The 23,276-nt window shown below is 50.0% G+C and carries 25 protein-coding genes and 1 riboswitch; of the genes, 9 read left to right on the top strand and 16 right to left on the bottom strand.

Going from position 1 to position 23,276, the window contains the following annotated elements; all coding sequences use genetic code 11:
* Position 1: 1 nt before the first annotated feature.
* The 3 genes from thiS to thiC are packed head-to-tail and all read right to left on the bottom strand — an operon-like array spanning position 2 to position 3,175.
* Entirely contained in the window at positions 2 to 196 is a 195-nt protein-coding gene (gene thiS / locus IYN85_RS18130; RefSeq protein ID WP_196160345.1) for a sulfur carrier protein ThiS, read from the bottom strand.
* Positions 180 to 1,244: an FAD-dependent oxidoreductase gene (locus IYN85_RS18135; RefSeq protein WP_196160346.1), complete on the bottom strand. Its 1,065-nt coding sequence runs from the start codon at positions 1,242 to 1,244 to the stop codon at positions 180 to 182. The genes thiS and IYN85_RS18135 overlap by 17 nt, the downstream gene beginning before the upstream one ends.
* Positions 1,241 to 3,175 (bottom strand): phosphomethylpyrimidine synthase ThiC, encoded by a 1,935-nt coding sequence (gene thiC / locus IYN85_RS18140; protein WP_196160347.1) that lies wholly within the window; start codon positions 3,173 to 3,175, stop codon positions 1,241 to 1,243. The genes IYN85_RS18135 and thiC overlap by 4 nt, the downstream gene beginning before the upstream one ends.
* Positions 3,176 to 3,276: 101 nt before the next feature.
* Positions 3,277 to 3,377: riboswitch (TPP riboswitch) on the bottom strand.
* Between the two features lie 645 nt (positions 3,378 to 4,022).
* On the opposite strand from thiC, the gene IYN85_RS18145 reads away from it, so the two are divergent.
* Entirely contained in the window at positions 4,023 to 4,244 is a 222-nt protein-coding gene (locus tag IYN85_RS18145) for a hypothetical protein (RefSeq protein WP_196160348.1), read from the top strand.
* A gap of 189 nt (positions 4,245 to 4,433) precedes the next feature.
* On the opposite strand, the gene IYN85_RS18150 is transcribed toward IYN85_RS18145, so the two are convergent.
* The 3 genes from IYN85_RS18150 to IYN85_RS18160 all read right to left on the bottom strand — a co-directional run bounded on the left by IYN85_RS18150 (position 4,434) and on the right by IYN85_RS18160 (position 6,875).
* Entirely contained in the window at positions 4,434 to 5,474 is a 1,041-nt protein-coding gene (locus tag IYN85_RS18150) for an FAD-dependent oxidoreductase (RefSeq protein ID WP_196160349.1), read from the bottom strand.
* 150 nt (positions 5,475 to 5,624) lie between these two features.
* Entirely contained in the window at positions 5,625 to 5,870 is a 246-nt protein-coding gene (locus IYN85_RS18155; RefSeq protein ID WP_196160350.1) for a thioredoxin family protein, read from the bottom strand.
* A gap of 9 nt (positions 5,871 to 5,879) precedes the next feature.
* Positions 5,880 to 6,875, bottom strand: a complete 996-nt coding sequence (locus IYN85_RS18160; protein WP_196160351.1) for a permease — start codon at positions 6,873 to 6,875, stop codon at positions 5,880 to 5,882.
* A gap of 273 nt (positions 6,876 to 7,148) precedes the next feature.
* On the opposite strand from IYN85_RS18160, the gene IYN85_RS18165 reads away from it, so the two are divergent.
* The 5 genes from IYN85_RS18165 to IYN85_RS18185 are packed head-to-tail and all read left to right on the top strand — an operon-like array spanning position 7,149 to position 9,724.
* Complete coding sequence (locus tag IYN85_RS18165) at positions 7,149 to 7,898, top strand: DUF1538 domain-containing protein (protein WP_196160352.1); 750 nt, start codon at positions 7,149 to 7,151, stop codon at positions 7,896 to 7,898.
* Positions 7,895 to 8,692, top strand: coding sequence for a DUF1538 domain-containing protein (locus IYN85_RS18170; protein ID WP_196160353.1), 798 nt, complete (start codon positions 7,895 to 7,897; stop codon positions 8,690 to 8,692). The genes IYN85_RS18165 and IYN85_RS18170 overlap by 4 nt, the downstream gene beginning before the upstream one ends.
* On the top strand, positions 8,682 to 9,032 hold the full coding sequence (locus IYN85_RS18175; RefSeq protein ID WP_196160354.1) for a P-II family nitrogen regulator: 351 nt from the start codon (positions 8,682 to 8,684) through the stop codon (positions 9,030 to 9,032). The genes IYN85_RS18170 and IYN85_RS18175 overlap by 11 nt, the downstream gene beginning before the upstream one ends.
* The gene (locus tag IYN85_RS18180; protein ID WP_196160355.1) at positions 9,029 to 9,424 is read left to right on the top strand and encodes a CBS domain-containing protein; all 396 of its coding nucleotides are present in this window, start codon (positions 9,029 to 9,031) and stop codon (positions 9,422 to 9,424) included. Before IYN85_RS18175 ends, IYN85_RS18180 begins: the two co-directional genes overlap by 4 nt.
* A 3-nt stretch (positions 9,425 to 9,427) precedes the next feature.
* On the top strand, positions 9,428 to 9,724 hold the full coding sequence (locus IYN85_RS18185) for a hypothetical protein (protein ID WP_196160356.1): 297 nt from the start codon (positions 9,428 to 9,430) through the stop codon (positions 9,722 to 9,724).
* 137 nt (positions 9,725 to 9,861) lie between these two features.
* On the opposite strand, the gene IYN85_RS18190 is transcribed toward IYN85_RS18185, so the two are convergent.
* From IYN85_RS18190 to IYN85_RS18235, 10 genes are all read right to left on the bottom strand, one after another.
* The gene (locus IYN85_RS18190; protein WP_196160357.1) at positions 9,862 to 10,980 is read right to left on the bottom strand and encodes an OmpA family protein; all 1,119 of its coding nucleotides are present in this window, start codon (positions 10,978 to 10,980) and stop codon (positions 9,862 to 9,864) included.
* A 46-nt stretch (positions 10,981 to 11,026) separates the two neighbouring features.
* The gene (locus tag IYN85_RS18195; RefSeq protein ID WP_196160358.1) at positions 11,027 to 11,230 is read right to left on the bottom strand and encodes a cysteine-rich CWC family protein; all 204 of its coding nucleotides are present in this window, start codon (positions 11,228 to 11,230) and stop codon (positions 11,027 to 11,029) included.
* Between the two features lie 49 nt (positions 11,231 to 11,279).
* Positions 11,280 to 12,620, bottom strand: coding sequence for an N-succinylarginine dihydrolase (astB, locus tag IYN85_RS18200; RefSeq protein ID WP_196160359.1), 1,341 nt, complete (start codon positions 12,618 to 12,620; stop codon positions 11,280 to 11,282).
* A complete protein-coding gene (gene astD, locus IYN85_RS18205; RefSeq protein WP_196160360.1) occupies positions 12,617 to 14,086 on the bottom strand; it encodes a succinylglutamate-semialdehyde dehydrogenase in 1,470 nt (489 codons plus the stop codon). The genes astB and astD overlap by 4 nt, the downstream gene beginning before the upstream one ends.
* Positions 14,086 to 15,132, bottom strand: coding sequence for an arginine N-succinyltransferase (gene astA, locus IYN85_RS18210; protein WP_196160361.1), 1,047 nt, complete (start codon positions 15,130 to 15,132; stop codon positions 14,086 to 14,088). The genes astD and astA overlap by 1 nt, the downstream gene beginning before the upstream one ends.
* Before the next feature lie 11 nt (positions 15,133 to 15,143).
* The gene (locus IYN85_RS18215) at positions 15,144 to 16,157 is read right to left on the bottom strand and encodes an arginine N-succinyltransferase (protein WP_196160362.1); all 1,014 of its coding nucleotides are present in this window, start codon (positions 16,155 to 16,157) and stop codon (positions 15,144 to 15,146) included.
* 100 nt (positions 16,158 to 16,257) lie between these two features.
* Positions 16,258 to 17,472, bottom strand: a complete 1,215-nt coding sequence (locus tag IYN85_RS18220) for an aspartate aminotransferase family protein (RefSeq protein WP_370592228.1) — start codon at positions 17,470 to 17,472, stop codon at positions 16,258 to 16,260.
* Positions 17,473 to 17,800: 328 nt separating this feature from the next.
* Positions 17,801 to 18,991 (bottom strand): sensor histidine kinase, encoded by a 1,191-nt coding sequence (locus IYN85_RS18225; RefSeq protein ID WP_196160364.1) that lies wholly within the window; start codon positions 18,989 to 18,991, stop codon positions 17,801 to 17,803.
* Complete coding sequence (locus IYN85_RS18230) at positions 18,984 to 20,558, bottom strand: sensor histidine kinase (protein ID WP_196160365.1); 1,575 nt, start codon at positions 20,556 to 20,558, stop codon at positions 18,984 to 18,986. Before IYN85_RS18230 ends, IYN85_RS18225 begins: the two co-directional genes overlap by 8 nt.
* A 22-nt stretch (positions 20,559 to 20,580) precedes the next feature.
* Positions 20,581 to 21,228, bottom strand: a complete 648-nt coding sequence (locus tag IYN85_RS18235) for a hypothetical protein (RefSeq protein ID WP_196160366.1) — start codon at positions 21,226 to 21,228, stop codon at positions 20,581 to 20,583.
* Positions 21,229 to 21,447: 219 nt separating this feature from the next.
* Here IYN85_RS18235 and IYN85_RS18240 point away from each other — a divergent pair, with 219 nt between their 5' ends.
* From IYN85_RS18240 to IYN85_RS18250, 3 genes are read left to right on the top strand one after another with little or no spacing between them, the layout of a single operon-like run.
* Positions 21,448 to 22,245: a response regulator gene (locus tag IYN85_RS18240; RefSeq protein ID WP_196160367.1), complete on the top strand. Its 798-nt coding sequence runs from the start codon at positions 21,448 to 21,450 to the stop codon at positions 22,243 to 22,245.
* A complete protein-coding gene (locus tag IYN85_RS18245) occupies positions 22,226 to 22,513 on the top strand; it encodes a hypothetical protein (RefSeq protein WP_196160368.1) in 288 nt (95 codons plus the stop codon). Before IYN85_RS18240 ends, IYN85_RS18245 begins: the two co-directional genes overlap by 20 nt.
* Positions 22,495 to 23,274: an HDOD domain-containing protein gene (locus IYN85_RS18250; protein WP_196160369.1), complete on the top strand. Its 780-nt coding sequence runs from the start codon at positions 22,495 to 22,497 to the stop codon at positions 23,272 to 23,274. Before IYN85_RS18245 ends, IYN85_RS18250 begins: the two co-directional genes overlap by 19 nt.
* Positions 23,275 to 23,276: the final 2 nt, after the last annotated feature.

A 23,276-nucleotide genomic window follows, 5' to 3' on the forward strand; every position in this document is an offset into this window, starting at 1 on the left:
CTCAACCTCCTGCGACGGGGACCACGACATCAATGATGTCGCCAGACTTTACCCGGGTGTCGGTGTGTTGATGTTTGGGAATGAAGGTTTTATTCAGCGCGACCACGAATGGACTTTGCGCACCCCATTGCTGCAACAGTAGATCGAGTTGATCTGCTTCGCTGCTGAATGATTCGCCGTTAATGAGCACGTTCATGAGTCGCCTCCTGCATTAAATATATAACTTGCTGTGCGAGCGCAGGACCGACCAACCAACCGTGACGATACAAGCCATTGGCGCTGATCAGATTGTCTTGGCGTTCAACTCTCGGTTGATGGTCGTCGAATGCCGCGCGAATACCGACATTGGTTTCCAGTACCACAGCTTCGGCAAAACCGGAGTTGACTGCGTAGAGTGTGCTGAGCAGTTCCAGCGTACTGCGCACGGTTATTGGATGTTCGCTGTGGCTTTCAATTTCGGTGGCACCGACCACAAACTCGTGACTGGGTTTTGGGACGATGTAAATTGACGCGCGCGGGTGCACCACACGAACCGGACGGGACAGTTGGACCTCTGGGCAGCGGACGCGAATCACTTCGCCGCGAAGCCCGCGCAGTTGCGTCATGTCCGTCGGCGAGGTTGTGTTCGCTATGGCGCCTGACCCTCGGCAGTCCAACACCCAATCGTAACGATTGCACAGGGATTGCCAATCTGCAGTCGTTTGGATGTTGGCAAGTTCGGTCGCAGCGTACTTGCCAATAACGCGCGTCGAACTGCGCAGGAAGCTACGATTGCACAGCTGCCCTTCATTGCCCAATAACACCGCGTCGCCAAATTTATTCAACGCAGGTTCCAGATCCAGAAGCTGCTGTCGGTTTAACGTTTCGACTTGATGACGCTGTTCACCCGTTTTGTGTTCCAGATCTTGTTTCAACTGTGCAAAACTGCTGGCATCGGCAGGAAATGACAGTGCCAACGAGCCTTGTTGTGCAAAAAATACCGTTTCGTTTTCTGGGTCGAGTGCTTGCAGTTGCGAAAGGATGTCAGGCCAAACCTTCAGGCTTTCCAGCCCCATGGCGACGACCGCCGCCGGTGCGTGAATGACTTCTCCCAATGGGCACAGCATACCCGCAGAAACGTAGGCTGCGTTGGTGGGCTCGTGCAATGGTTGTTTGTCGATGACGGTGATCTGATGTTTCTGTTCAATCAGCGTCAATGCCAGTAAGCGACCGAGTACACCAGCCCCGACGATGGCAATATTCATGATTCTTTCTCCGACGCGACATACAGTTCAGAACCATGCGCTCTGAATGCTTCGGACATGGCATCGTAACCCGCTTGCGTATCAGCGACCGATGTTCGCAAGTCGGCACCGGTGACATTGTTCAAACTTATGTCGGAAACCGGGTGTTGCCGTTTTACGTCCTGACTCAATTTCATTGAACAGAATTTTGGTCCGCACATAGAACAGAAATGCGCCTTTTTGGCGGCTGCTTTTGGCAACGTCTGATCGTGATATTCACGCGCGCGCATTGGGTCCAGTGACAGGTTGAACTGGTCCTCCCAGCGAAATTCAAAGCGGGCCTTGGATAAAGCGTTGTCCCGCACCTGAGCACCCGGATGACCCTTGGCCAGGTCCGCTGCATGCGCGGCTATTTTATAGGTGATTAGACCTTCTTTGACATCAAATTTGTCTGGCAAACCCAGGTGTTCTTTCGGCGTGACGTAACACAGCATGGCGCAACCATACCAGCCGATATTAGCCGCACCGATGCCGGACGTCAGATGATCATAACCAGGCGCAATGTCGGTGGTTAATGGACCCAGGGTGTAGAAGGGCGCTTCAAAACAATGACGTAGCTCCTCATCCATATTGGCTTTAATCAAGTGCAGTGGAACATGACCAGGTCCTTCGATCATCACTTGTACGTCATGCTGCCAGGCCAGTTTCGTGAGTTCACCGAGTGTGTGCAATTCCGCGAACTGGGCTTCATCGTTCGCGTCGTAAACTGAACCGGGTCGCAGTCCATCGCCGAGGGAAATTGACACATCGTACTGTGCCAGAAGGTGGCAAATTTCATCGAAGTGCGTGTAAATAAAGTTTTCCTGATGATGTGCGAGACACCACTTGGCCATAATAGCGCCGCCGCGAGATACAATGCCGGTCAGGCGGCGAGCTGTCATTGGAATGTAACGCAACAGCACACCCGCGTGCAGTGTCATGTAATCGACACCCTGCTCCGCCTGTTCAATGAGCGTATCCCGGAAAATTTCCCAGGTCAGGTTTTCGGCAATGCCATCGACCTTTTCCAGCGCTTGATAGATGGGTACGGTGCCGATTGGCACGGGTGCATTACGCAAGATCCATTCGCGGGTCTGGTGAATGTCGTTGCCGGTGGATAAATCCATGATGGTATCGGCGCCCCAACGCGTAGCCCACACCAACTTTTCGACTTCTTCTTCAATGGTTGATGTGACGGGTGAGTTTCCGATGTTGGCATTCACCTTGACCAGGAAATTGCGTCCGATGATCATCGGCTCTGCTTCCGGGTGATTGATGTTGGCCGGTATGATCGCGCGGCCAGCAGCCACTTCTGCGCGCACAAATTCCGGCGTGATGTGGTTCGGAATATTCGCACCCCAGGGTTGTCCGGGATGTTGTGTTTTCAATAATTCGCTGTGCAGTGCTTCGCGGTTCAGGTTTTCCCGTATCGCTACATATTCCATTTCTTTAGTGATTAACCCGGCGCGTGCGTAATGCATTTGGGTCACGGTTTTCTTACTGATAGCGCGGCGGAACTGGCGATTTGCCGTGTGCCCAGTTCGAGTTGGCGTCGCCGCCTTTACGGTTTGCCATTGCAATGAATGAGCGCGTTTGCAGGTGTCGTCACGCTGCTCGATCCACTGTTCACGCAAAGCTGGCAACCCTTGACGGATGTCTACTGTAATCGCAGGATCGGTGAACGGACCGGAAGTGTCGTATACAAAAACAGGCTCATTTTGCTCGTAAAAAGTACTGCCATCGGCGTTTTCGACAAGCGTATTGGTCTGATCGATGCGGCGCATCGGCACCTGCACCTCTGTCCATGGCTCAGAAAGGTATACTTTCTCGGACGCCGGAAAGGGTTGATCATTGAATTGCAAAGATTCCTGATCTGCAAAAAAAGTTTGCGTGTTTGTTGTGAGTTCGGACATGTCATCACCAAAAAGTTCAGTAAGTGACTTGTCGAGGCGGAAACATCGTGGGGATATGCTGAACATCATACGGTGAAATGTCTGCAGCAGACAGACACCGTTAACAGCAGAATCTTGATTCCTACGCCAGTATTAACCGGATCAGGTTCCGCGGATTTCGCCTAAGCGATCTCAGCCCAAAAGGGCACTCCGACAAGATGAATGGGCGGCAGTATAACGACCGATGGATTTTTTTTGCAACACAATTCGGGAATTTTTTGTGACCGTATGGTTAATTTAGAGCCAGTTGGCAAAGTTTTTTTCCAACGGATTTATTTTTTATCAGGGTTAATTTGGAAATATCAGTACATCTGAAATTGCCTATTTAGAGTGCTTGTAATCGTGTATTGGTGGTATCCAAAAAGCTCAGCGAGTTGGTTTTCCTGGAGGCATTTTCGTCATAGGTTAATACGGTTTGTCGCTATGGGCAGAGTTCTTTAGGAAAGAATTAGACGGAGACCTTTTCATTCCAAGTAGGCTGTCCTTAATGGCACTTACTCAAGCCTATTATTTAATATATTCGGCATTTGTTTTATGCAGCGACATGGTTTTACTGGGAGATTTTCGCCGTCAAGGGCTTCGTGTGGTCGTTTGAAAGGCGGGAAAACAGCATGAGGCACCTTCTCGATAACTACTACAAACCTGAAAATTATGCACAGCCCGATCAGGTGTAAATAATCCTACCGTCGCATCCGCTTTGGCTGACATGCCGGACACATCGCGACGGATTCAAGGGCATGGATGCCTTTGTAAGCGCCGCGCGTGCAGGGATGCACGCTCAAGCGACCGTTCGAAGAAAGTGTCAGGCATGACAGATAACCAAAGCGGGCGACAGAAGGGGGTGCAAGGGGATCTCCCCTTTGAAAGAAAAATCTTCCAAAAAGATCTTTTGGTTGAAAACGGCACCATAGTCTTTGGAACAGATTTGGAACTTGAACTAAGAAAATTCAGTGTAACCAAGTTACGCATTGATAAAAATTACATTGAACAACTTAAGTCAGTGCCATTCGAGATCCCCCCTTGGGAATGAAATCAGGATTGACCCAAAAATTAGGAAAATAAATCAAATACACATAAGCAAGGATTTTTAGGGTTTAAGCATAGAAATGAAAAAACTACCTGAGGCGAATCACTTTGAACATTCCATGTGAATTCGATTCAGACATGAAGATCTCAAGATACCTGCTTGTAATCAGCAACCGTCACAAGCAATACAATTTTAAATAATTTGGTGCAGTAGTTTTTCAACCATGGCCGGTCCTGCCAACCAACCTTGGCGACTAAGGCCATTGATGCAGGCTATATTTTCCACCAGTTCTATCGATGGGTTGCGGTCCACAAACACCGCTCGCTGCCCGGCAATGGCTTCAATGATTTCGGCATCGGCGAAACCAGGGTGCAGTGCATAAACGGCGGACAGTAAATCCAGGGAGCTGCGTACGGTGACAGCATGATCACCCTGACGGTCTATCTCGGTACCGCCGACCACAAAGATGTTATCGGGTTTGGGTACAATGAATATATCGAACCGTTTTTGTATGACCCTTATGGGTCTGCGAATGGCAACGCGATCGGTGCGTACCCGAATGGCTTCCCCCCGTATTGAGGTCAGTGTGTGGTCGTCGGTTTCGACATGGGTATGGGCATTGACGGCGCCCGCGCCGCGACAGTCGATAACCCAGTCGTATTGTTGTTGCAGCTCGCTGCCATTTCCCTGCAGTGCCCAGTGGTCCACGATACTGGCGTGTTGTCGTATGGCACGCGCACTGGATGCCAGAAATTGCTGATTGCACAGGTTGGCTTCGTTGGCAATAAATACCGCGGTTTCGAACCGCGATAACTCCGGTTCGAGTTCAACAACCTCATCGTTGTAGAGCATCTGAATGTTGGATTTCAGGTGTGGTAATCGAAGGTTAAGTTGCTCGCGGTATTGCAGAAGACATTCCTGTTCTTCCGGAAAAGAAATTGCCACGGTTCCAGACGTATCGAAAAAGACATTTTCGTGTAACGGGTCCAGTTCGCGCAATTCATTTAGAGTTTTTGGCCAAAGGTGATAACTGCGGAATCCCAGTTCCGTCATTTCAGGTGTGGTGTGTACCGACTCGCTCAGCGGCGCGATTAATCCAGCGGAGACGGCAGCTGCATTATGTGGGTGGTCAAAGGAATGGGCCTCAAGCAGGGTAATATCATGACCCGACAGAATCAGCTTTAAGGCTGACAGTCGGCCGACAAGGCCGGCGCCAATTATGGCAATTTTCATCTTGAATGCGCCTTATTATCATTGAAGCAAGAAGACCGACAGCACGCTGGCCGATGAAGTTTCAGTGTAGTCGCTGCGCCAGAAATTGCCTGTTGATTCCGCGCCGTCGACCGGAATCTTTGTTGCATAAAGTTTGGTCGACGTCGGGGTTTATTCGGCGTCGGCACTAAGCCAGGTTGTTATCTGTCGCGTATGGGGTATAGCCCCGCTGTGGACCACTTGCTCATTGATCACAACGGCCGGTGTACTCATCACGCCATATCCCATGATGGTTTCCGGATCAGTGATTTTAGAGACCGAAATAGCCACGTCCATTTCCTGCGCGATGGATGCAATCAGGTCGGCTGTTTTGACGCACTTTGCGCAACCGGAACCTAAAACTTTTACTTGTAACATGGTGTTACCTCACAAATAGATCGAAATGATGTTGAACAGCCAGCCCACAAGCGTAAACGACACTAAGAGCAAGGCAAAGACAGTCGCCAGCAAACGCCATTGCATGACTTGCTTGAGCAAAATGAACTCCGGAAAACTGGCCGCGACGGTGCTCATACTGAAGGCCAAGGTGGTACCCACCGGTAGGCCGTTGGTGATCAAGCTTTCCATCACCGGAATAACGCCGGTGGCGTTGGAATACAACGGAATGCCTAACACCACCGCAGCAGGGACGGACCACCATTGACCTGCGGCAAGGTGTTGTGCCAGCCACCCATCTGGAATAAATCCATGCAGCGCCGCCCCTAACCCGACGCCGACGATTACCCATTTCCAGACACGGCTGAATATATCTAACGCTTCCGCTTTGGCGAACGTATGGCGTTCTTGCAAGGTTAGTTTCCTTGCTTCGACGGGGACTGTAGTAGATGCGTTGTTTTGCGTGGCTCGTGCCAATGCTTTCGCCGCAAACGATTGCAGCCATCGCTCTGCGTGAATGGTATCCAGAAACCAGCCACCCAGAATACCGACCGCCATTCCAACGACCACGTAAAAGACAGTGAATTGCCAACCCAGCAATCCCATTAACAGCAACACGGCGACTTCATTGATTAAAGGGGAGGTCAGCAGAAAAGCCATGGTAATGCCGACTGGTATTCCGGCGGAGGTGAACCCCAGGAATACCGGAATACTGGAACAGGAGCAGAACGGGGTGATTGCGCCAAAAGAAGAGCCCAACAGATAACCCAGTCCGCGTTTTTTCCCCGCCAGAAAATCACGGACGCGCTCTACGTTCAGGGATGCTCGCAACAGTGCGATCGCATAGATCATGACCGCCAGCAACGCGTATATTTTCGTGACATCTTCAACAAAAAAATGCACGGCGTCTGCCAGCTTCCCGGCCGCTGGCAGCCCGAGTAATTGATAGGTAAACCAGTCGGCCAATAACGTAAACACGGTGAACAAGATTGCCCTCCAACGCTGACGCCAGAACACATCAGTATGCCTCTGAATCGTTCTGCGATGCGACAACTGCAGCGGAAAATATCATTGTTGATCAAGCTATCCTACGGTTTATTGATCTGCGTTAAGTGGTCAGTCGTGTGGCACCATCTTGAGTGCAATGATTTTTAATGCTGGTTGCGTTGCTGTTTTTTGCGCTCCATACTGATAACGATTACGGTTGCCAGTGCGCAGCCGGTCAACACTCGATACGGGTACAGGGAGATGACAGTCACAATGCGAGCACTATGGCGGAACTTTGCGCAAAGTCTGCGAGATTTATTGCCGATTGTGTTGGTGATTCTGTTTTTTCAGTTGCTGGTACTACGTCAGCCGATGCCCGGTGTCATGGATGTTCTGCTGGGCAGTCTGTTTGTGGTGTTAGGGCTCACTCTGTTCATACAAGGGCTGGAGTTGGGTCTTTTTCCGGTTGGTGAATCGTTGGCGCATGCTTTCGCCCGCAAAGGCAGTTTGCTGTGGTTGATGATCTTTGCGTTTGCGTTGGGGTTTTCAACCACCGTGGCGGAACCGGCGTTGATAGCCGTCGCCGCAGAGGCCGCGGATGTGGCAAGTCTGGGCCAGATGATCGCCAATACCGACACGGCCCGCGCCAGTTATGCCTTGGGTTTGCGTATGACCGTTGCGTTCAGCGTCGGCCTGGCCATCGTGATTGGGGTGTTCCGTATTCTTAAAGGCTGGCCGATACATTGGATGATTGCCGGGGGCTATGTGGTTGTGGTGTTGGTCACCCTGATCGCACCGGAGGAAATCATCGGCATTGCCTACGACAGTGGCGGCGTGACCACGTCCACCATAACCGTGCCCTTGGTCACAGCACTCGGTATCGGGCTGGCATCGGCCATTAAAGGCCGTAACCCGATGATTGACGGTTTCGGGTTGATCGCCATGGCGTCTTTACTGCCGGTCATCTTTGTCATGCTCTACGGCGTGGTATTAAAACTCAGCAACAGCGGGGTGAGCCTATGAGTGTCCTCTTCGATTTGTGGCATACCTTGCGTTCAACCCTTGTGGATGTGTTGCCGATCGTTGTATTGATATTCGGTTTTCAGTACTTGGTCATTCGCAAGCCATTGAAGAATTTAACCCAGGTACTCACGGGCTTTGCGCTGGTGTTGGTCGGGCTCAGTTTGTTTCTGGCCGGGCTGGAGCGTGCGCTGTTTCCGGTGGGGCGACTCATGGCTGAACAATTGACGCATCTGGACTTCATCGGTGGTGGTGAGCAGCCTGTGACCTGGCAGGCCTATGGGTGGGTTTATTTGTTTGCTTTTGCGATTGGTGCCAGTACCACCATCGCGGAGCCTTCTTTGATTGCGGTCGCGTTAAAAGCCAACCAGGTGTCCGGTGGTGCCATTGGTGTGTGGGGGCTGCGTTTGGCCGTTGCATTAGGCGTGGCCATCGGTATTGCGCTGGGCGCCTGGCGTATCGTCACTGGTTTTCCGATCCATTGGTTCATTATTGCCGGCTACTGTGTGGTGATCGTGCAAACGACGTTCGCCCCTAAAATGATCGTGCCATTGGCGTATGACTCTGGCGGCGTCACGACATCGACCGTGACTGTACCGTTAGTGGCGGCACTGGGCTTGGGGTTGGCCGAAACCATACCCGGGCGTAACCCTCTTATTGATGGCTTTGGTCTGATCGCCTTTGCCAGTTTATTTCCCATTATGACCGTCCTGGCCTATGCGCAGTTGTCGCAGTGGTGGGCACAGCGACATCAATCTCATTCCCGACATCAGAAGGACAGCGACCATGCGCTTTAAACTGTTAATAGCTTTTGTGGAAGACTCAAAGACCGATGCCGTCATGAAAGCCGCGCGTGAATCCGGAGCAACCGGCGCGACGGTGATCAATAATGCGCGTGGCGAAGGGGTTAAAACAAAGAAGACTTTTCTGGGCCTGTCGCTGGAGACGCAGCGTGATGTGGTGTTGTTCCTGGTGGAGCAGAACCTGTCGCGAAAAATTCTGGAACAGATTGCCCGTGTGGGTGAGTTCGACTCCAGCCCGGGTACAGGCATCGTGTTTCAACTCGATGTCGAAGACGCGCTGGGTGTGTCGCATCAGATTCGGGAACTGGCCGAAAAAGTGGAGGAAGAAATATGACCGTACGTGCACAAACCTGTCGTGATGTGATGAATCAACGCTATGAAATCGTGGATGGCCTGATGACTGTTGCGGACGCGCTGGTGTTAATGAAAGCAAATGGCTATCGCAAAGTGATTATTAAAAAACGCGATGAAAACGATGAGTACGGCATGGTGCAATTGTCGGATATTGCCCATGAAGTGATTGCCAAGAATCGCTCGCCGGAGCGGGTCAATCTGTACGAGATCATGATTAAACCCTTTATTTCCGTTCGGCCGGATATGAACATTAAATACTGCGCGCGTTTGTTTGATATGTACGGCTTGGTGTCGGCGCCGGTCATCGAAAACGAACAGGTAATCGGTGTGGTCAGCCATAACGATATTGTGTTGAACTGGGTTGAGAATTAAACGGTGCAAATGGTTGGGTTCTTCGCCATTTTCTGGAGCGTGCTGTCGGTTTATCTGACTTGGGTATTCGGCAAAGGCATGAGCAGCCCATTGCGTAATCACTTTTATACGCGTTTCTTTTCCTTGGGTTTGTCGATTGTTCCGGTAGTACTGCGTTTTAACGTCGAGCTGTTCGATACTGGCGATTTCGCGATCTACATGTTTTTGAATTTTTATGGGCAGTTTTTTGTTGCGCAGATAATAGTGTATTTGTTAAATCGTCGGATTAAGAAAGCAAGGCTGGCGCAGAATGCCGGGTGATGAACTCAAAGAACCGTTAACAGACCGAGCAATGAAGTCCGATTTTCTTCAGAGGTGCCCTGGGTTCCAAGCGCAAATCTGCACGTCAGCGGTTTCGATGACCCGCATCGCTCGCGGGTCACCGACATAAAACACGGTTATTTCAAAATCTTCGTTTTAAATTGGTTTGGCAGCAAAATCACTTCAATGCGTCGGTTTTGCTGGCGCGAAGCAGCGTCCGTTTCTTCAACCAACGGCCGCGTGTCGGCATAGCCAACGGCTTGCAGCTGTTGCGCGGGAATGCCTTTTTTCAGCAACTCACGCACCGCCGAAGCGGCACGGGCGGCGGACAGCTCCCAGTTCGTCGGGTAGACCAACCGGGTGGAGGCGGATATTTTTCGACTGTCGGTATGCCCCTGAATACTGATCAGATGATTGGGGAAACTCTGCAGCGCGTCGGCCAATACATTAAGTGAGTTGAGTCCGTCGCTGTTCAGCTCGGCTGAGCCGGATGCAAACAGAATACTCTCGGGCAGCTTAATCGCGGTGGTGCCATCTTCCAGCTGTGTCACCAGTTTTTCTTTTTCCTGATTCAGCTTCGCCAGTTGATCCTGAAGCTTGTTTTCCAGTTGGGCCATCGCCTCTGTTTCTGCGGCCATTTCGGTTTTCAGCCGTTCAATGGTCTCAGTGTAGGTTTCATTTTCGGCTTGCTTTAAGGCCAGTTGCTCTCGCGCCGCCAGATAGAGCTCTTCTGTCGTCGCAGCTTCGCTTAATTCACCCTGTAAGCGGTTCAGTGTGGTTTGATACTCCGCAAGTGTTTGCTGTGCTGCAGCGGCTTGTTCACGGGCCGTTTCGGCTTCCTTCACGGCGGTGTCGAGCTGTGACTGTGCGGTGGACAATTGCTCGGTCAATTCGTCAACCTGCGTTTGTAGCGTCTGTTTTTCTGCTTCCAGCGTGGTGATTTGCGTGGCGCTGTCGTCGTTGGCGTTATTCAATTGGGTAAGGCGGCGGTTGGCTGTTTCATATTGGGCTTCTATCTGGCTCAGGCTTGCCAGCGCATTGTCCAATTGCCCCTGCAGTGTTTGTTTTTCCTGCTCACTGCGTTGCAGATTGCGCTCGGTGGTGCGCTGCAGCGTCTGCGCACGGGTCAGGTCCGCGTTAAGCTGATCGTTTTGACTGGCGGACTGAAAATAAAACCAGGCGGTGGCACTGCCCGCGATAAAAAGTATCGCGCTGAAGGTCCATGCGACCCACCCCTGCTGGTGTGTACGGCTCATGTTCACCTCGACGTTGAGAATGTATCAAATCAGTATAGGAAGGGATTCAGTCTTTCGCTGCTTTGTTTTTGGCCGCATCGCTGAACGTGGATTGCGCTTTTTCAACACAGGCACGGCAGATACAAGCTTTATTCTTCGCGGCAGGGGGTACTTGCGCCACTAACTCAGTGGGAATATCGGTTTGAAAACACCAGCACTGCTCATTGGCAGTGCAGTGGTTTTCCTGTTGGCACAATGGACAGGTTGTCATATCGAAAAGCACCGAGCCATGAAATGGCTTCAGTGCTCGGAGCCTCTAGTCACAGCTGGAATGGGTAGATGTTACCGACGCCGGTGATGCGGGTCAGTTCATCCAAAGCGTTACGGCTTTCGATCAGCAGCATCGGGTCTGCCAGATCGTCCTGTGTCAACGAATCGCGGTAGTATTTGTCGACCCAGGCATTCAGCGTGCTGTACAGGCTGTCCGTCATGATGACGCCCTGGTGCATCGCGGCAAATTCGGTTTCGTTCAAGGCCACGCGTAAGCGCAGGCAGGCCGGACCGCCTCCGTTATTCATTGACTGTTTCAAGTCGAACACCCGAACATCGTTGATCGGGTTTTGCTTGTCATCGATCAAGCGATCCAGATAGTCCGAAACCGCGCTGATTTCACGACACTCACCAGGCACTATCAGCGTCATACTGCCGTTTGGCTGACTTAACAGCTGGCTGTTGAATAGGTAAGAACGCACAGCATCGTGTACGCTGACTTCGGCACTCGGTACGCAGACCGCAATTAATGACGTGCCGACCAGCTTGTCGTCCAGTTCTTTGAGGACCTGTTCCGTGTCGACAAACGCTTCCTCGTGATAAAACAGCACGTTGCCATTGCCTACGGCAATCACGTCGTTGTGGAACACGCCCGCGTCGATGGTTTCCGGACGCTGTTGTGCGAAGACAACGTTTTTGTCGGCTAAACCGTGTAGTCGCGCGATGGCTTGGCTGGCTTCCAGGGTCTGTCGGGCTGGAAATTTTTTCGGTGCCGGGCGGGCATCGTTAAAGGCTTCCTGACCATACACAAAAAATTCAACGCCTTCGGAGCCGTAGTCGGCACAGAATCGGGTGTGGTTGGCTGCGCCTTCGTCCCCGAAGTAAGCGATGGCCGGCAACGCAGCATGGTGCGCAAAGTATTTTTCATCTCGGAAAATTGATTGCAGCATTCGCGTGGTGGTTTCATGTTCAATGGAACGGTGAAACTTTGCGTTCAGGTTTGCGGCGGTAAAGTGTACGCGTCGGTCTGCGGTGTCGCCACTTGGCGAGACCGTCCCTGCGTTGGCTGTCCACATGCAAGAGGCTGAAGCAACCGCGCTCAGAATCGCGGGGCTTTCTTTCGCGACACGGGCCAGAATCTGGGCATCGGTACCGCTGTAGCCTAGCGCTTTCAATGGCCAGATGGCCGGGCGCTCGTGCGGCAACAGAATGCCTTGCTTGAAACCCATGTCGGCCAGCGCTTTCATCTTCTTCAGGCCTTGCTTGGCGGCTTCACGCGGGTTGGACACGGCCGCCATGTTCGACTTTGACGCGATGTTGCCAAATGACAACCCGGCGTAATTATGAGTCGGTCCCACCAACCCATCTAAGTTCATTTCAAACGATTTCATAGATTCATCCCCGGAGATTTCGTCGCAGGCGCTGTCATGTCGGTGCTTTCCATCGAAGCAACAGGATACGCGCAGTAATCTGCCGCATAATAAGCGCTGGCACGGTGATTACCTGAAGCGCCCACGCCTCCGAATGGCGCTGCGGAGCTGGCCCCGGTAATGGGTTTGTTCCAGTTTACGATTCCCGCACGGATGTCTTCCAGGAACGCCTCGTAGCGTTCGCGTGAATTCGACAGCAGGCCAGCCGATAAACCAAAACGGGTGTTGTTGGCTATCTCAATGGCTTGATCAAAGCTGTCGTACCGGTAAACCGACAGCAACGGACCAAAGTATTCGGTATCCGGTACATCGGTAGCATCGGTGAGATCAATAATACCTGGCGACAGCAGTGCCGTGCCTTCTTCCAGTCGTGTCATTTCCAGCAGAATGTTACCGCCTTTGCTGACCAGGTTGTCCTGAGCCTTCAATAGCTGATCCGCGGCTTGCAACGAAACCACCGCACCCATGTAAGGCTGATCTTCGTCGTCGAAGCGCCCAACGGTCAGGTTCAGTGTCGCGTCGATCAGTTTTTCCAGGAACGCATCGCCTTTCGGTCCGTTTGGAATCAACAGGCGACGTGCGCAGGTGCAGCGTTGACCCGCAGAAATAAAGGCAGAAAACAGAACGTGGTGCAGCGCACCGGCCTCGTCTATGTCTTCGTCGACAATCAATGCATTGTTGCCGCCCAGCTCCAGCGCCAGAATTTTACCAGTATTGCCGCCGTACTGTTTGTGGATCAATTCGCCGGTAGGTACTGAGCCGGTGAAGAACAGTCCATCGATCTGAGGATGGTTGGACAACGCGATGCCGGTTTCTACCGCGCCCTGAACCAGATTCATCACGCCATCGGGCAGCCCCGCCTGTTGCCACAGTTTGACTGTTTCTTCGGCCATCATTGGGGTTTGTTCACTGGGTTTGAAGACCACGGTATTGCCCGCAATTAACGCGGGAACAATGTGACCATTGGGTAAATGGCCCGGGAAATTGTAAGGCCCGAATACGGCGACCACGCCGTGTGGGCGATGACGCAAGACCGCTTCGCCATCGGGCAGTTCACTGACTTTGGTGCCAGTGCGTTCGTGATACGCCCGAACCGAGATCTCAATTTTTCCGATCATGGCGCCGATTTCGGTGCGCGATTCCCATAACGGTTTACCGGTTTCACTGCCAATGACGTGAGCGAGCCGTTCCTGGTTGTCTTTCAGCAATTCCGCAAATTTACGGCAAATAGCGATACGGTCTTCCAGGCTTTGGCGTTTCCAGCTTTTAAATGCGCTGCGTGCGGCCGTCACGGCACTGTCAACATCCGCTGCGGTTGCGCTGGTGCCTTCCCAAACCACCGCTTGTGTCACCGGATTCAGTGACGCAAAGGGTTGGCCCTGGCCAGCAAGCCATTGGCCTCCGATAAAAAGTGAGTTGGTAGTCATTACGACGCCTCCGTTGGTCTCAGCGCAACTGCTCGCACAGTATCGCCTTCTTTAATGTTGAGAATGTCAGCCTGTTTCTGTGTCAGCCACAGCGTGTCATCACCCGCCGCACCCTTGTTCACCAGGATGACCCGATAGTCGTTCAGTTTCCGGTTGCACACTAACAGCAAGCCGTGTTTTTCGTTGTAATTCGGTGCCGGGGTTTTTTCGGAAATACCCGCCAGATAGACGTGGCTTTCTTTCACGGCGCGGATATCTTTCACTTTCACAGAGACACTGGGACCTCCGTCAAAAATGTCTATGTAGCCGTTAAAGTCGAAGCCTTCACTTTTGAGCATGGCCAGTGCCGGCTCGGTCTGTGGATGCACCTTGCCGATGACGGCCTGCGCTTCCGGAGATAACATGGGCACGTAGATCGGAAACTTAGGCATCAGTTCTGCGATGAACACCTTATTGCCCAATCCGGTCAGGTAATCGGCGTCAGAAAATTCCATCTGGAAAAAATGTCGACCGAGACTTTCCCAGAATGGCGAGTCACCGTTGTCATCGCTGTAGCCACGCATTTCAGCAATTATTTCCGGACCAAACAATTCTGGGAATTCCGCCAGAAACATATAGCGCGAGCGGCTCAACAGTTGTCCATTCTGATCTTTGCGGTAGTCCGGCATTAGAAACAGGGTGGCAATTTCCGAACAGCCGGTGAGGTCGTTACTTAAATAAAGTGTTTTCGTGACCTTGTGCACGCCGATGTCGCGCGAGGCGTGGACAGACTTACCTACATGGTAGTTGTACCAGACATCTTCGTGGCCAATGCTGGCTTCCAACGCGCAAATGCCTGCCACCTCATCGTTTTCTTCATCGACCAAAGCGAACAGATACAAACGCTCTGGCTCTGGAATGGTTTTTTCAAAGGAAGCCAACGAATGTTCCAGTTTGGCCGCCATTTTCTGCTTGTTGTCCGGCAGAGACGTGACACCGACACCGGAGTTTTTGGCTAACACACACAGGGCATCTAAATCGGAATGTTGTACGGGGCGAATATACACAGGGAATCTCCTTACAACGGTGAATAGGCGACTTGATCGCCTTCACGGATATTAAGTGCATGTGCAACATCCAAAGGAATACGGATGCTGTCGCCTATACCATCGACCAATGTGGTGATGGCGCATCGGAAATTATGGGCCGATTGATTGCTGATTAAATATTTCATACCCCCGATTACTTCCGACGGTTTTGCATTTTTAAAACGGATGTTGCTGTAAGTATGAGTGTATTTCAGTTGACCTTTCAGAACCGGTCCGCCATCGAATGGGTCGATGAATTTCGATTTGTGAAACCCTTCCCGATACAGCAGTTGACAGGTGCGATTCGCAGCAGCGTGGTTCTGCGCAATGTTGGCCGCAGCTTCTTCCGGCAACAGTGGAACATATACAGGATGCTGCGGGATCAATTCTGACATGAAGGTTTTGCTTTTCACTGAGCAGTAATAATCGGCCGTGAGAAAATCCAGATCAAAGAAACGTCGGCCAACCGCATCCCAGAACGGGCATACACCTTTGTCATCAAAAATGCCCTGAATCTCGACGATGATTTCCTGATTAAAGCGATCCGGGTTGGCCGCCATGTACATGAAACGCGCCCGTGACAGCAGGTCGAAGCCATCGGTATCACGCATCTGAGGGTCGATCGAGAACGAGCGCAGCAAGGTACGGCCGGTTAATTCGTGCGACAGAAATAACACCGGTACTTTAGAGCTGATGTTCAAATGGTGCGAGGCATGCACAATTTCATCGAGCCGGTAATTGAAAAACGGGTAACCATTCCCCGCTTCGGTGTCTATGCCGGAGGTGCCGTGCAATTCGCCCGTATCGGTATCTTCCAGTACAAACAGGAATGAGGCTGGGCCATCGCCATCGATACCGGAACGAAAACCATCATCGGATTCGCTGATCTTTTCAGACAGTTTATCCCGCTCTTTGGGTAACGTAGTGACCCGAGCGTCTGTGTCGTTGAGCAACCGTTCGATGCCGGTTAAATCAACAAACGTTGAGGGGCGAACGACGAGCATGTTGAGTTCCCTTAGTAAAAAGAAGGCCACTGTTGTGACCTTGTTTGCTGTTTCGTGTGATACACCGGGCCTGAATCGGCCGGGTGCATCGGGTACTTCGTTATTGTGCGATTACCTTGGCGATCGCCGCGTCCAGCATAGCCAGTCCCGCATCAATATCGGCATCGGGAATGATCAGGCTTGGTGCAAAACGCAGAACATTAGGTCCCGCTACCAGCATCATCAGGCCTTCTTCCAGTGCCGCGGAGACAAAATCTTTCGCCTTGCCGTGCCACTGTTCGGTCAACTCGATACCGATCAACAAGCCAAGGCCGCGAACTTCTTTGAAAATACTGTATTTTTCATTTATGGCGGCCAAGCCGGCCTTGTAGCGATCTGCTTTCGCTGAAACCGCGGCCAATACGCCCGGCTTGGTCAATTCTTCGATGACCGCCAACGATACGGAGCAGCCCAGCGGGTTGCCGCCGTAGGTTGAGCCATGAGTGCCAAAGGCCAGGCTCGGTGCCACTGCATCAGTACACAGCATAGCCCCGATTGGGAAACCGCCACCGAGGGCCTTGGCCGAAGACAGAATGTCCGGAGTTACGCCATAACGCTGATAAGCGTACAGATGACCGGTACGGCCCACGCCCGTTTGCACTTCGTCGAAAATCAACAGGGCGTTGTGTTCATCACACAACTGACGTACACCTTCCAGATAGGCCTGAGTTGCAGGTGTCACTCCGCCTTCGCCTTGAATCGGTTCCACAATGACCGCCGCAGTGCGATCTGAAATCTGAGCACGTAACGCATCCAGATCGTTATAAGGAACGTGGCTGATGCCGCCTGGCGTCGGTTCAAAACCTTCTTTGTATTTTGCCTGACCACCAACAGAGACCGTAAACAGCGTACGGCCGTGGAATGAGCTGAGTGTGGAAATGATTTCGTGCTTTTCTTCACCGTAGTTAACGAACGCGTGGCGGCGAGCCAGTTTTAAGGCTGCTTCGTTGGCTTCCGCACCGGAATTACAGAAGAAGACTTTGTCTGCAAAGGTCAGTTCAGTCAGCTTTTTCGCGAGTGCCAGTGCGGGCTCGTTGGTCATGACGTTTGATAAGTGCCAAAGCTTTTGACCCTGCTCGGTCAGGGCTTTAACCAACGCCGGGTGTGCATGACCCAGGACATTCACCGCAATGCCGCCGGCGAAATCGATATACTCGCGGCCATCCTGATCCCAGATGCGTGAACCTTCACCCTTGACCGGGATAATCTTGCCCGGTGCATAGTTGGGAACCATTACTTGATCAAACAGATCGCGAGTTGTTTCAGTCATGTTCATATCTCTTTTCGATGGTGGCTTTGTTAGTCAGTTGCGTCACAGGCAAGCGTTGACCGAATGCCGTTTATTCTAGGAAAACCAGCTCATAAGTGCTTACGGGGACGCGACAGAGGATTATAGGCTAACACCGCTTGAAAGTATTGCGGTGGGCTTTGGCTGAAAGCGGGGGTCGCTTAACGGAAAAGGTGGTCAGTGAGTGATCAGAAGGAACCTTGCCGTTCGACGAGGCCCCAGGGGTTGGCTGTGTGGGCTTGAGAATTGGCGTGCTGATAATTTCAAACGATCAGGGTAATGGCATGAATCGATATGCGATTATTTCCGGCAATTTTCAAATGGGCTCAATGGTTTCCTCCTGTGATTGTTCAATTGGCAGAAAAATACGGAACTCAGTGCCCGTTCCTTCAATACTGGATACTTTAATGTCGCCATGGTGGCGATCTATAATTGAGCGGGTAATGGCCAAACCAATCCCCGTGCCTTTACCAACCGGTTTAGTGGTGAAAAAGGGATCGAACACTTTCTTGATAATGTCTTTGGGAATGCCTTTTCCTGTATCTTGTAAGGTAATGCTTACCTTTTCGCCGATCAGCTTCGTTGCAATGGTAATGGTTCCAAATTCTTCAATAGCGTGGCACGCATTTACAATGATGTTGACGAATACCTGATTTATCTGTGAAGGGATGCAGGAAATCAATGGAATTTCTTCTAGCTCCGTAATGACTTCTGCTTTGTATTTTATTTCGTTACGTAACAAATTGATGCTGGATGACAGCAGCTGATTAATGTCCGTCTGTTCAAATTTCATATCGCCAACATGGGCGTAGTCCTTGAGATCTTTTACTATCTCCCGAATGCGGTTTAATCCTTCAAGTGACTCTGTGGAGATATCTCTAAGATCCGACATGAACTGAAACAGTTTCGTCGCGGATTTCCAGCGGGTATAGGTTAACAAGGCAGCGCCGGACTCATCTTCTGCGCAATCAGCTTCCAGTTTCTTCAATTCACTTTCAATTCTTTCAACATACTTTTCAGTAAGATTTGTATTGGACGTGACAAAACCAACTGGGTTATTGATTTCGTGAGCGACACCAGCAGCCAGCTGACCGAGTGCAGCAAGTTTCTCCGATTGGAAAAGTTGGGTTTGCGCCGACTCTGCTCGCTTTGTTTGCTTCGAAAGGTTCAAAAGCAAGGCAATTCGATGCAATAAAATGCCTCCATGAATGGGTCTGCGGACGAAGTCAGTAGCAACGAGTTCAACCAGCCCGTCGCGACTAATGACATCATCGTTTTCTATCAGTTGAATAACGGGTATTGAATTGCCAGACGATTTGCCAAAGTCGAAAAATCTATTGAGTGCTAGTGACGTATCAGTCACAATAAGCTGCACGTCGAAATTTACGACACTTTCGGAGAATTCAGAAAAACTGGAAAACGAAATGACGGAATAATCCTTTGATAAGAGGGTTTTTATGAATACTCGATCTTCAGTGTTGTTGTCGATCAATGCTATTTTATCCATGAACGATAACTCCTTTGTCAAAAGAAATGGTCATCAGTGTGCCTTGGCCAAATACAGACGTTGCTTTCATTCGACCTCCTGCGAGTTGAATAAGATTGTTGCTTAAGGAGAGCCCTAAGCCGAGTCCATCTCCAGGTGCCTTCGTCGTAAAGAACGGGGTGAATATTCGATCAATATCCTCAGGTTTTATACCGTGACCGTTGTCTTGAACGCTAACGATTAGCGCAGTATCGGTACACTCAATTTTGACTTCGATAAATGCGCGTTTAATTGACTTAACGGCGCTAAGACTGTTTTCGAGCACGTTCTCGATTGCCAAGGTAAATATCTGCAGTGGCAACATGACTTCCAGATCTTTCATCGGGTTGTTAAAACGAATTTGGACATGTTCATTGTCTATCCCCATAACAGCAAACTCGATGGCATTCTGCAGATTAAAAGCCTGCGGTACCTCATCTGCCAGTTTATTTAGGGGTTGTAACATGCTAATAATGTTGGAAACGCGATCCAGTCCTTCGACAGACTCATCAATCACGGCATCTATTTCATTTAGCATCGTTAAAGATTGTCGCTTTTGAAAACTATCCTCCTGGCTTAATTCTGACAGAATTTTAGTGCTTACTTTACCTATAAAGCTCAAATTGCTTCGAATAAAACCAATAGGATTGTTGATTTCATGTGCTATGCCTGCGGTGAAACTAGCCAACGCCTTGCTCCGCTCTGTATTTATTAAGTCCGCCTGCGTGTGAGTCAGAGCTTGAATGGTGTTTTGCAGTTCTGCAGTCTTTTCTTTAATTTGCCTTTCCAAGGATTGGTTTAACAGCCTCAACTTGTCTTCATTCTTCCGCCTAATGAGCCATTGACCGACCAGCGTCGCGAAATGTCCGATTTGTAACCGAAGCCAGGAATCGATAGGTCGATGATGTACCAAATTATCACAACAAAACCACCCCAATGGTTCTTTACCATAGTAGATTGATACTATCGCATTCCAGCCTTTGCCGACTGATTTTCCATAGTCCAAAAGGTCGACATCTTCCTTTATGATTAAGACGCCTTTCTTCAGCAATGCTTCTTTCATCCAAGGGCTGTCGTTCAGCGGGAGTGATAGGTCCGATTCATCGACAATATTTCCCTGTACATCGGTTCCCCACGTGCCGATTATCCGTTCTTGATTCGGTGAAAAAAGAAGCAATCCGGCGCGATCTATGCCCAATATGTCTTTGGCGAACTTCACGGTGTGAAAACAAAGCTCATTTTCGGATTCACAATGATCGAAAACCTTGCCGGCCAGCGTGAACGCTTCCAGTGTTTTGGCTTCATCCGATAACACACTTTCCGCTAAGCTCAGAACATATAGATCAGCATGTTTGTCGATAGGCAACAACTCCAGCGTGTAATTCTGATTTTCAATTTGGAAGTTTCTCTGGTCCTCCCAAGTTCTTTTTTGTTCGATAATATGGTTGTAATTCGACTTGCACATGGTTTCTTCAGGATCAGAACCGGCGTTCAGAAGCTGTGTGACTTGGCGATTGTGGTGGTCAACTTTCAGATAAAGGTTCTTCATACTTCGAATCATGACCAGTTGGTTATTGGAGGTTGCTTTCAATATAGTAGATGACGCCTTTAACAAAGGTATCCAGGTTAATAAAGGCGTTGATTAGAGCTTCCTCGGATGGGTCTACGTCACGGATTCGGTGAACAAGTCCTACGTTGACTGCATGCAGGTTTTTGTACAAGCCCAGTGCATATTTTGTGAATGGCTCGGCAGTATTCGATTGTTGATAGCACAGTGCAATGTTCGCAAGCGCCCGATAAATGGATTCGTCCTGGCCGGCAAAGGGGCGATGAAACAGAACCATGGGCTTAAGGAAATTAGTATGAGGGCAGCCAGAAGAAGACGCTATGATTGCGCCAACCAGATTTGACAGTATCTGCTGGGCGGTTGTTTGTGCTGTTGTGGTCGTTTCTATGTGGTCTGTCAGGGTGACTTTAGCGTCGACTTCATCAAATGATGCTAACTCATGAACCCCTGAGAGGACGGTATCGATGTTTTTTGCAATAGGGCACCGCCGTTCATTCGTGAGTGGGCAGTGGGGACACTTTCCAACTTCGAGCAGTGTCCATGCGCCATAGCCATCGGTTTTCTCGGGTGGAATTATTCCAACTTTCGGGTCGATGATAAACTCAATGTTCCATGAACGATCTGGCGTAGAAATTTCATATTTCAACTTCATTTATTGTGTCCTGTCAGATCAAGTTAACTACACGGCCAGCTATATGCATAACAGGCATAATAGGGGGGGGTTATAGTTCAATATGATCCATTTTGGTCGGTACTCTTCCGAAAAGCGCATACGTTCTCAGCTGCCCTTTACCTCAGTATTCTGCGCGTTTGCTGTGCTTCGGTTCATGTCTATACTCAATTTGAATATAGATCAATTAAGGGTAATGTCATGTCCAAGATCATGATAGTTGATGATGAGGCGAATGTTGCTAAGAGTGTCAAACGGTTGTTGGAAGCCAATGATTTTGATGTTGTTGTCGCCGAAGATGGAAAAAGTGCATTACAGATGCTGCGCAATGAAACCGAGGTGTCCGTTGTCGTGTCTGACCAGCGAATGCCGAAAATGACAGGCTCGGAACTTTTTTCTCAGTTATCAGTAGAGCGCCCAGACATAAAGAGAATTTTACTCACGGGCTATACCGATTTGGACTCCATACGTGATGCGGTGAATAAAGGCAATATTTTTCGGTTTTTACTCAAACCCTGGGACGACGATGAGCTATTGGCTTGTGTCGAAGAAGGTGAACATGTGTTTATGGTGCAACAAGAGAACAAGCGACTGAGAAAGGAGCTTGAGCTCAGTAACACAAACTTGGAATACGCTGTTGAACAGAAAACCCGGGTGCTTAATATGAATATTCGGTCATTGGAACGCTATGAAAAAATAGTCGAGAATCTACCGGTGGGGGTTATTTGCGTAAGTGATGACGGTATGGTCGTGTTAGCAAACCAACATTTTTGTCATGAGTTTGGGTTCGAAAATGCCGTGGAAGGGATGTCCTTCAAACGAGTACTGCCGAGCGATTTTCATCCTTTAATCGAAAACTACAAAGCTGGCGCAGTCAATAAGATTTGTCACGAGAATCGCTGGTTAACTGTGACGTCGAAGTCACTGGAGTTGGACAAGACCATATACGGTATGTTGTTCTCCTTTCAGAGTTTAGATTATGCAAACGAAAACCAATGATGCCATTGGCAAATTCCTATCGATGGACATTCTTAATGCAAATGGACATTTGGTATTACCGCAAGGCGTCGAAATTACACCGGCTTTGGCAATCGCGTTGTTGAAACAGGGCATTAAATCTATCGATGTTGACGTACTGTCCGAAGAAGAGAGCGTCGTCAATGAAAGTGATGCGGCCAAAGTGTTTCATGAACATGTGAATTATCTCTTTATTCGTCATCGAGGCCCATTTATGAAGGAATTTCAGACATGGCTGCTAAAGGAATAAAGACAGAGCAAGCTCAATGGTTGGAAGATGTCAGGGTGATAGACAGTGACCGTGTCGTCAACAGAAATACACAAAGGTTACTGCAGGCGCTTAAGGCCGACCCTCTAAGTATCCGGGAAATTACTAAACTATTGTCTTTGGAGCCGGGATTGTCGGCGAAGTTGCTGATGATATGTAACAGTTCTTTTTTCGGGTTTCCACGTGAAGTCGCTCATATTGAAGAAGCGGTTGTTATTTTAGGCGCGTTAAAATTGAGTAATATCGTTTACTCGAGTGTAATTATGATGCCCACGCAAGATATTGAACACAAGAAGTATATTTTGCACAGCTTGATGACCGCTATGTTCTGTCGCGTTATTGCGCAGCAGGCTGGTTTACGAAGTGAAGTTCCATTCACCGCAGGGCTTTTCCATATACTGCCTGTCATTGTGAATTATCAGCCGGGGATCAGTCGTTTACTGAGTGCAACCGTGTTGCGTACTTCGGTTACACAAATGATGGAGAACATCAACTTACCCACTTCAGTCATTCAGGCTGCTGAAGGTCTCTATAATCCAAATGATACAAAGCCCGACTCTATTTGTCTGCGTATGGCGTTTGATTTGAGTATCATAGCCATGGGCAAAAATTATGCAGCGTTTTCACATATTATCAATCTCGAACACGACTTTAACCGACTGCAAATGTCTCCGAAGACGCTTGCAGGTTTATTAAAAGCAACGCGCACTGAACAGAATGAAATTATAAAGCTGGTGGGCTAACT

The organism is Reinekea sp. G2M2-21 (assembly GCF_015687175.1).
Lineage (GTDB): Bacteria > Pseudomonadota > Gammaproteobacteria > Pseudomonadales > Natronospirillaceae > Reinekea.

Bases quoted from the DNA above. Each gene is read 5' to 3' on its own strand.
- IYN85_RS18230 (WP_196160365.1), bottom strand. From the start codon at position 20,558: ATGAAGAACCTTTATCTGAAAGTTGACCACCACAATCGCCAAGTCACA.
- thiC (WP_196160347.1), bottom strand. From the start codon at position 3,175: ATGTCCGAACTCACAACAAACACGCAAACTTTTTTTGCAGATCAGGAA.
- IYN85_RS18135 (WP_196160346.1), bottom strand. From the start codon at position 1,244: ATGAATATTGCCATCGTCGGGGCTGGTGTACTCGGTCGCTTACTGGCA.
- IYN85_RS18190 (WP_196160357.1), bottom strand. From the start codon at position 10,980: ATGAGCCGTACACACCAGCAGGGGTGGGTCGCATGGACCTTCAGCGCG.
- IYN85_RS18250 (WP_196160369.1), top strand. From the start codon at position 22,495: ATGGCTGCTAAAGGAATAAAGACAGAGCAAGCTCAATGGTTGGAAGAT.
- IYN85_RS18155 (WP_196160350.1), bottom strand. From the start codon at position 5,870: ATGTTACAAGTAAAAGTTTTAGGTTCCGGTTGCGCAAAGTGCGTCAAA.
- IYN85_RS18145 (WP_196160348.1), top strand. From the start codon at position 4,023: ATGACAGATAACCAAAGCGGGCGACAGAAGGGGGTGCAAGGGGATCTC.
- IYN85_RS18180 (WP_196160355.1), top strand. From the start codon at position 9,029: ATGACCGTACGTGCACAAACCTGTCGTGATGTGATGAATCAACGCTAT.
- IYN85_RS18150 (WP_196160349.1), bottom strand. From the start codon at position 5,474: ATGAAAATTGCCATAATTGGCGCCGGCCTTGTCGGCCGACTGTCAGCC.
- IYN85_RS18215 (WP_196160362.1), bottom strand. From the start codon at position 16,157: ATGCTCGTCGTTCGCCCCTCAACGTTTGTTGATTTAACCGGCATCGAA.
- IYN85_RS18195 (WP_196160358.1), bottom strand. From the start codon at position 11,230: ATGACAACCTGTCCATTGTGCCAACAGGAAAACCACTGCACTGCCAAT.
- IYN85_RS18170 (WP_196160353.1), top strand. From the start codon at position 7,895: ATGAGTGTCCTCTTCGATTTGTGGCATACCTTGCGTTCAACCCTTGTG.
- astD (WP_196160360.1), bottom strand. From the start codon at position 14,086: ATGACTACCAACTCACTTTTTATCGGAGGCCAATGGCTTGCTGGCCAG.
- IYN85_RS18245 (WP_196160368.1), top strand. From the start codon at position 22,226: ATGCAAACGAAAACCAATGATGCCATTGGCAAATTCCTATCGATGGAC.
- IYN85_RS18235 (WP_196160366.1), bottom strand. From the start codon at position 21,228: ATGAAGTTGAAATATGAAATTTCTACGCCAGATCGTTCATGGAACATT.
- IYN85_RS18175 (WP_196160354.1), top strand. From the start codon at position 8,682: ATGCGCTTTAAACTGTTAATAGCTTTTGTGGAAGACTCAAAGACCGAT.
- astB (WP_196160359.1), bottom strand. From the start codon at position 12,620: ATGAAATCGTTTGAAATGAACTTAGATGGGTTGGTGGGACCGACTCAT.
- IYN85_RS18165 (WP_196160352.1), top strand. From the start codon at position 7,149: ATGCGAGCACTATGGCGGAACTTTGCGCAAAGTCTGCGAGATTTATTG.
- IYN85_RS18225 (WP_196160364.1), bottom strand. From the start codon at position 18,991: ATGGATAAAATAGCATTGATCGACAACAACACTGAAGATCGAGTATTC.
- thiS (WP_196160345.1), bottom strand. From the start codon at position 196: ATGAACGTGCTCATTAACGGCGAATCATTCAGCAGCGAAGCAGATCAA.
- IYN85_RS18220 (WP_370592228.1), bottom strand. From the start codon at position 17,472: ATGAACATGACTGAAACAACTCGCGATCTGTTTGATCAAGTAATGGTT.
- IYN85_RS18240 (WP_196160367.1), top strand. From the start codon at position 21,448: ATGTCCAAGATCATGATAGTTGATGATGAGGCGAATGTTGCTAAGAGT.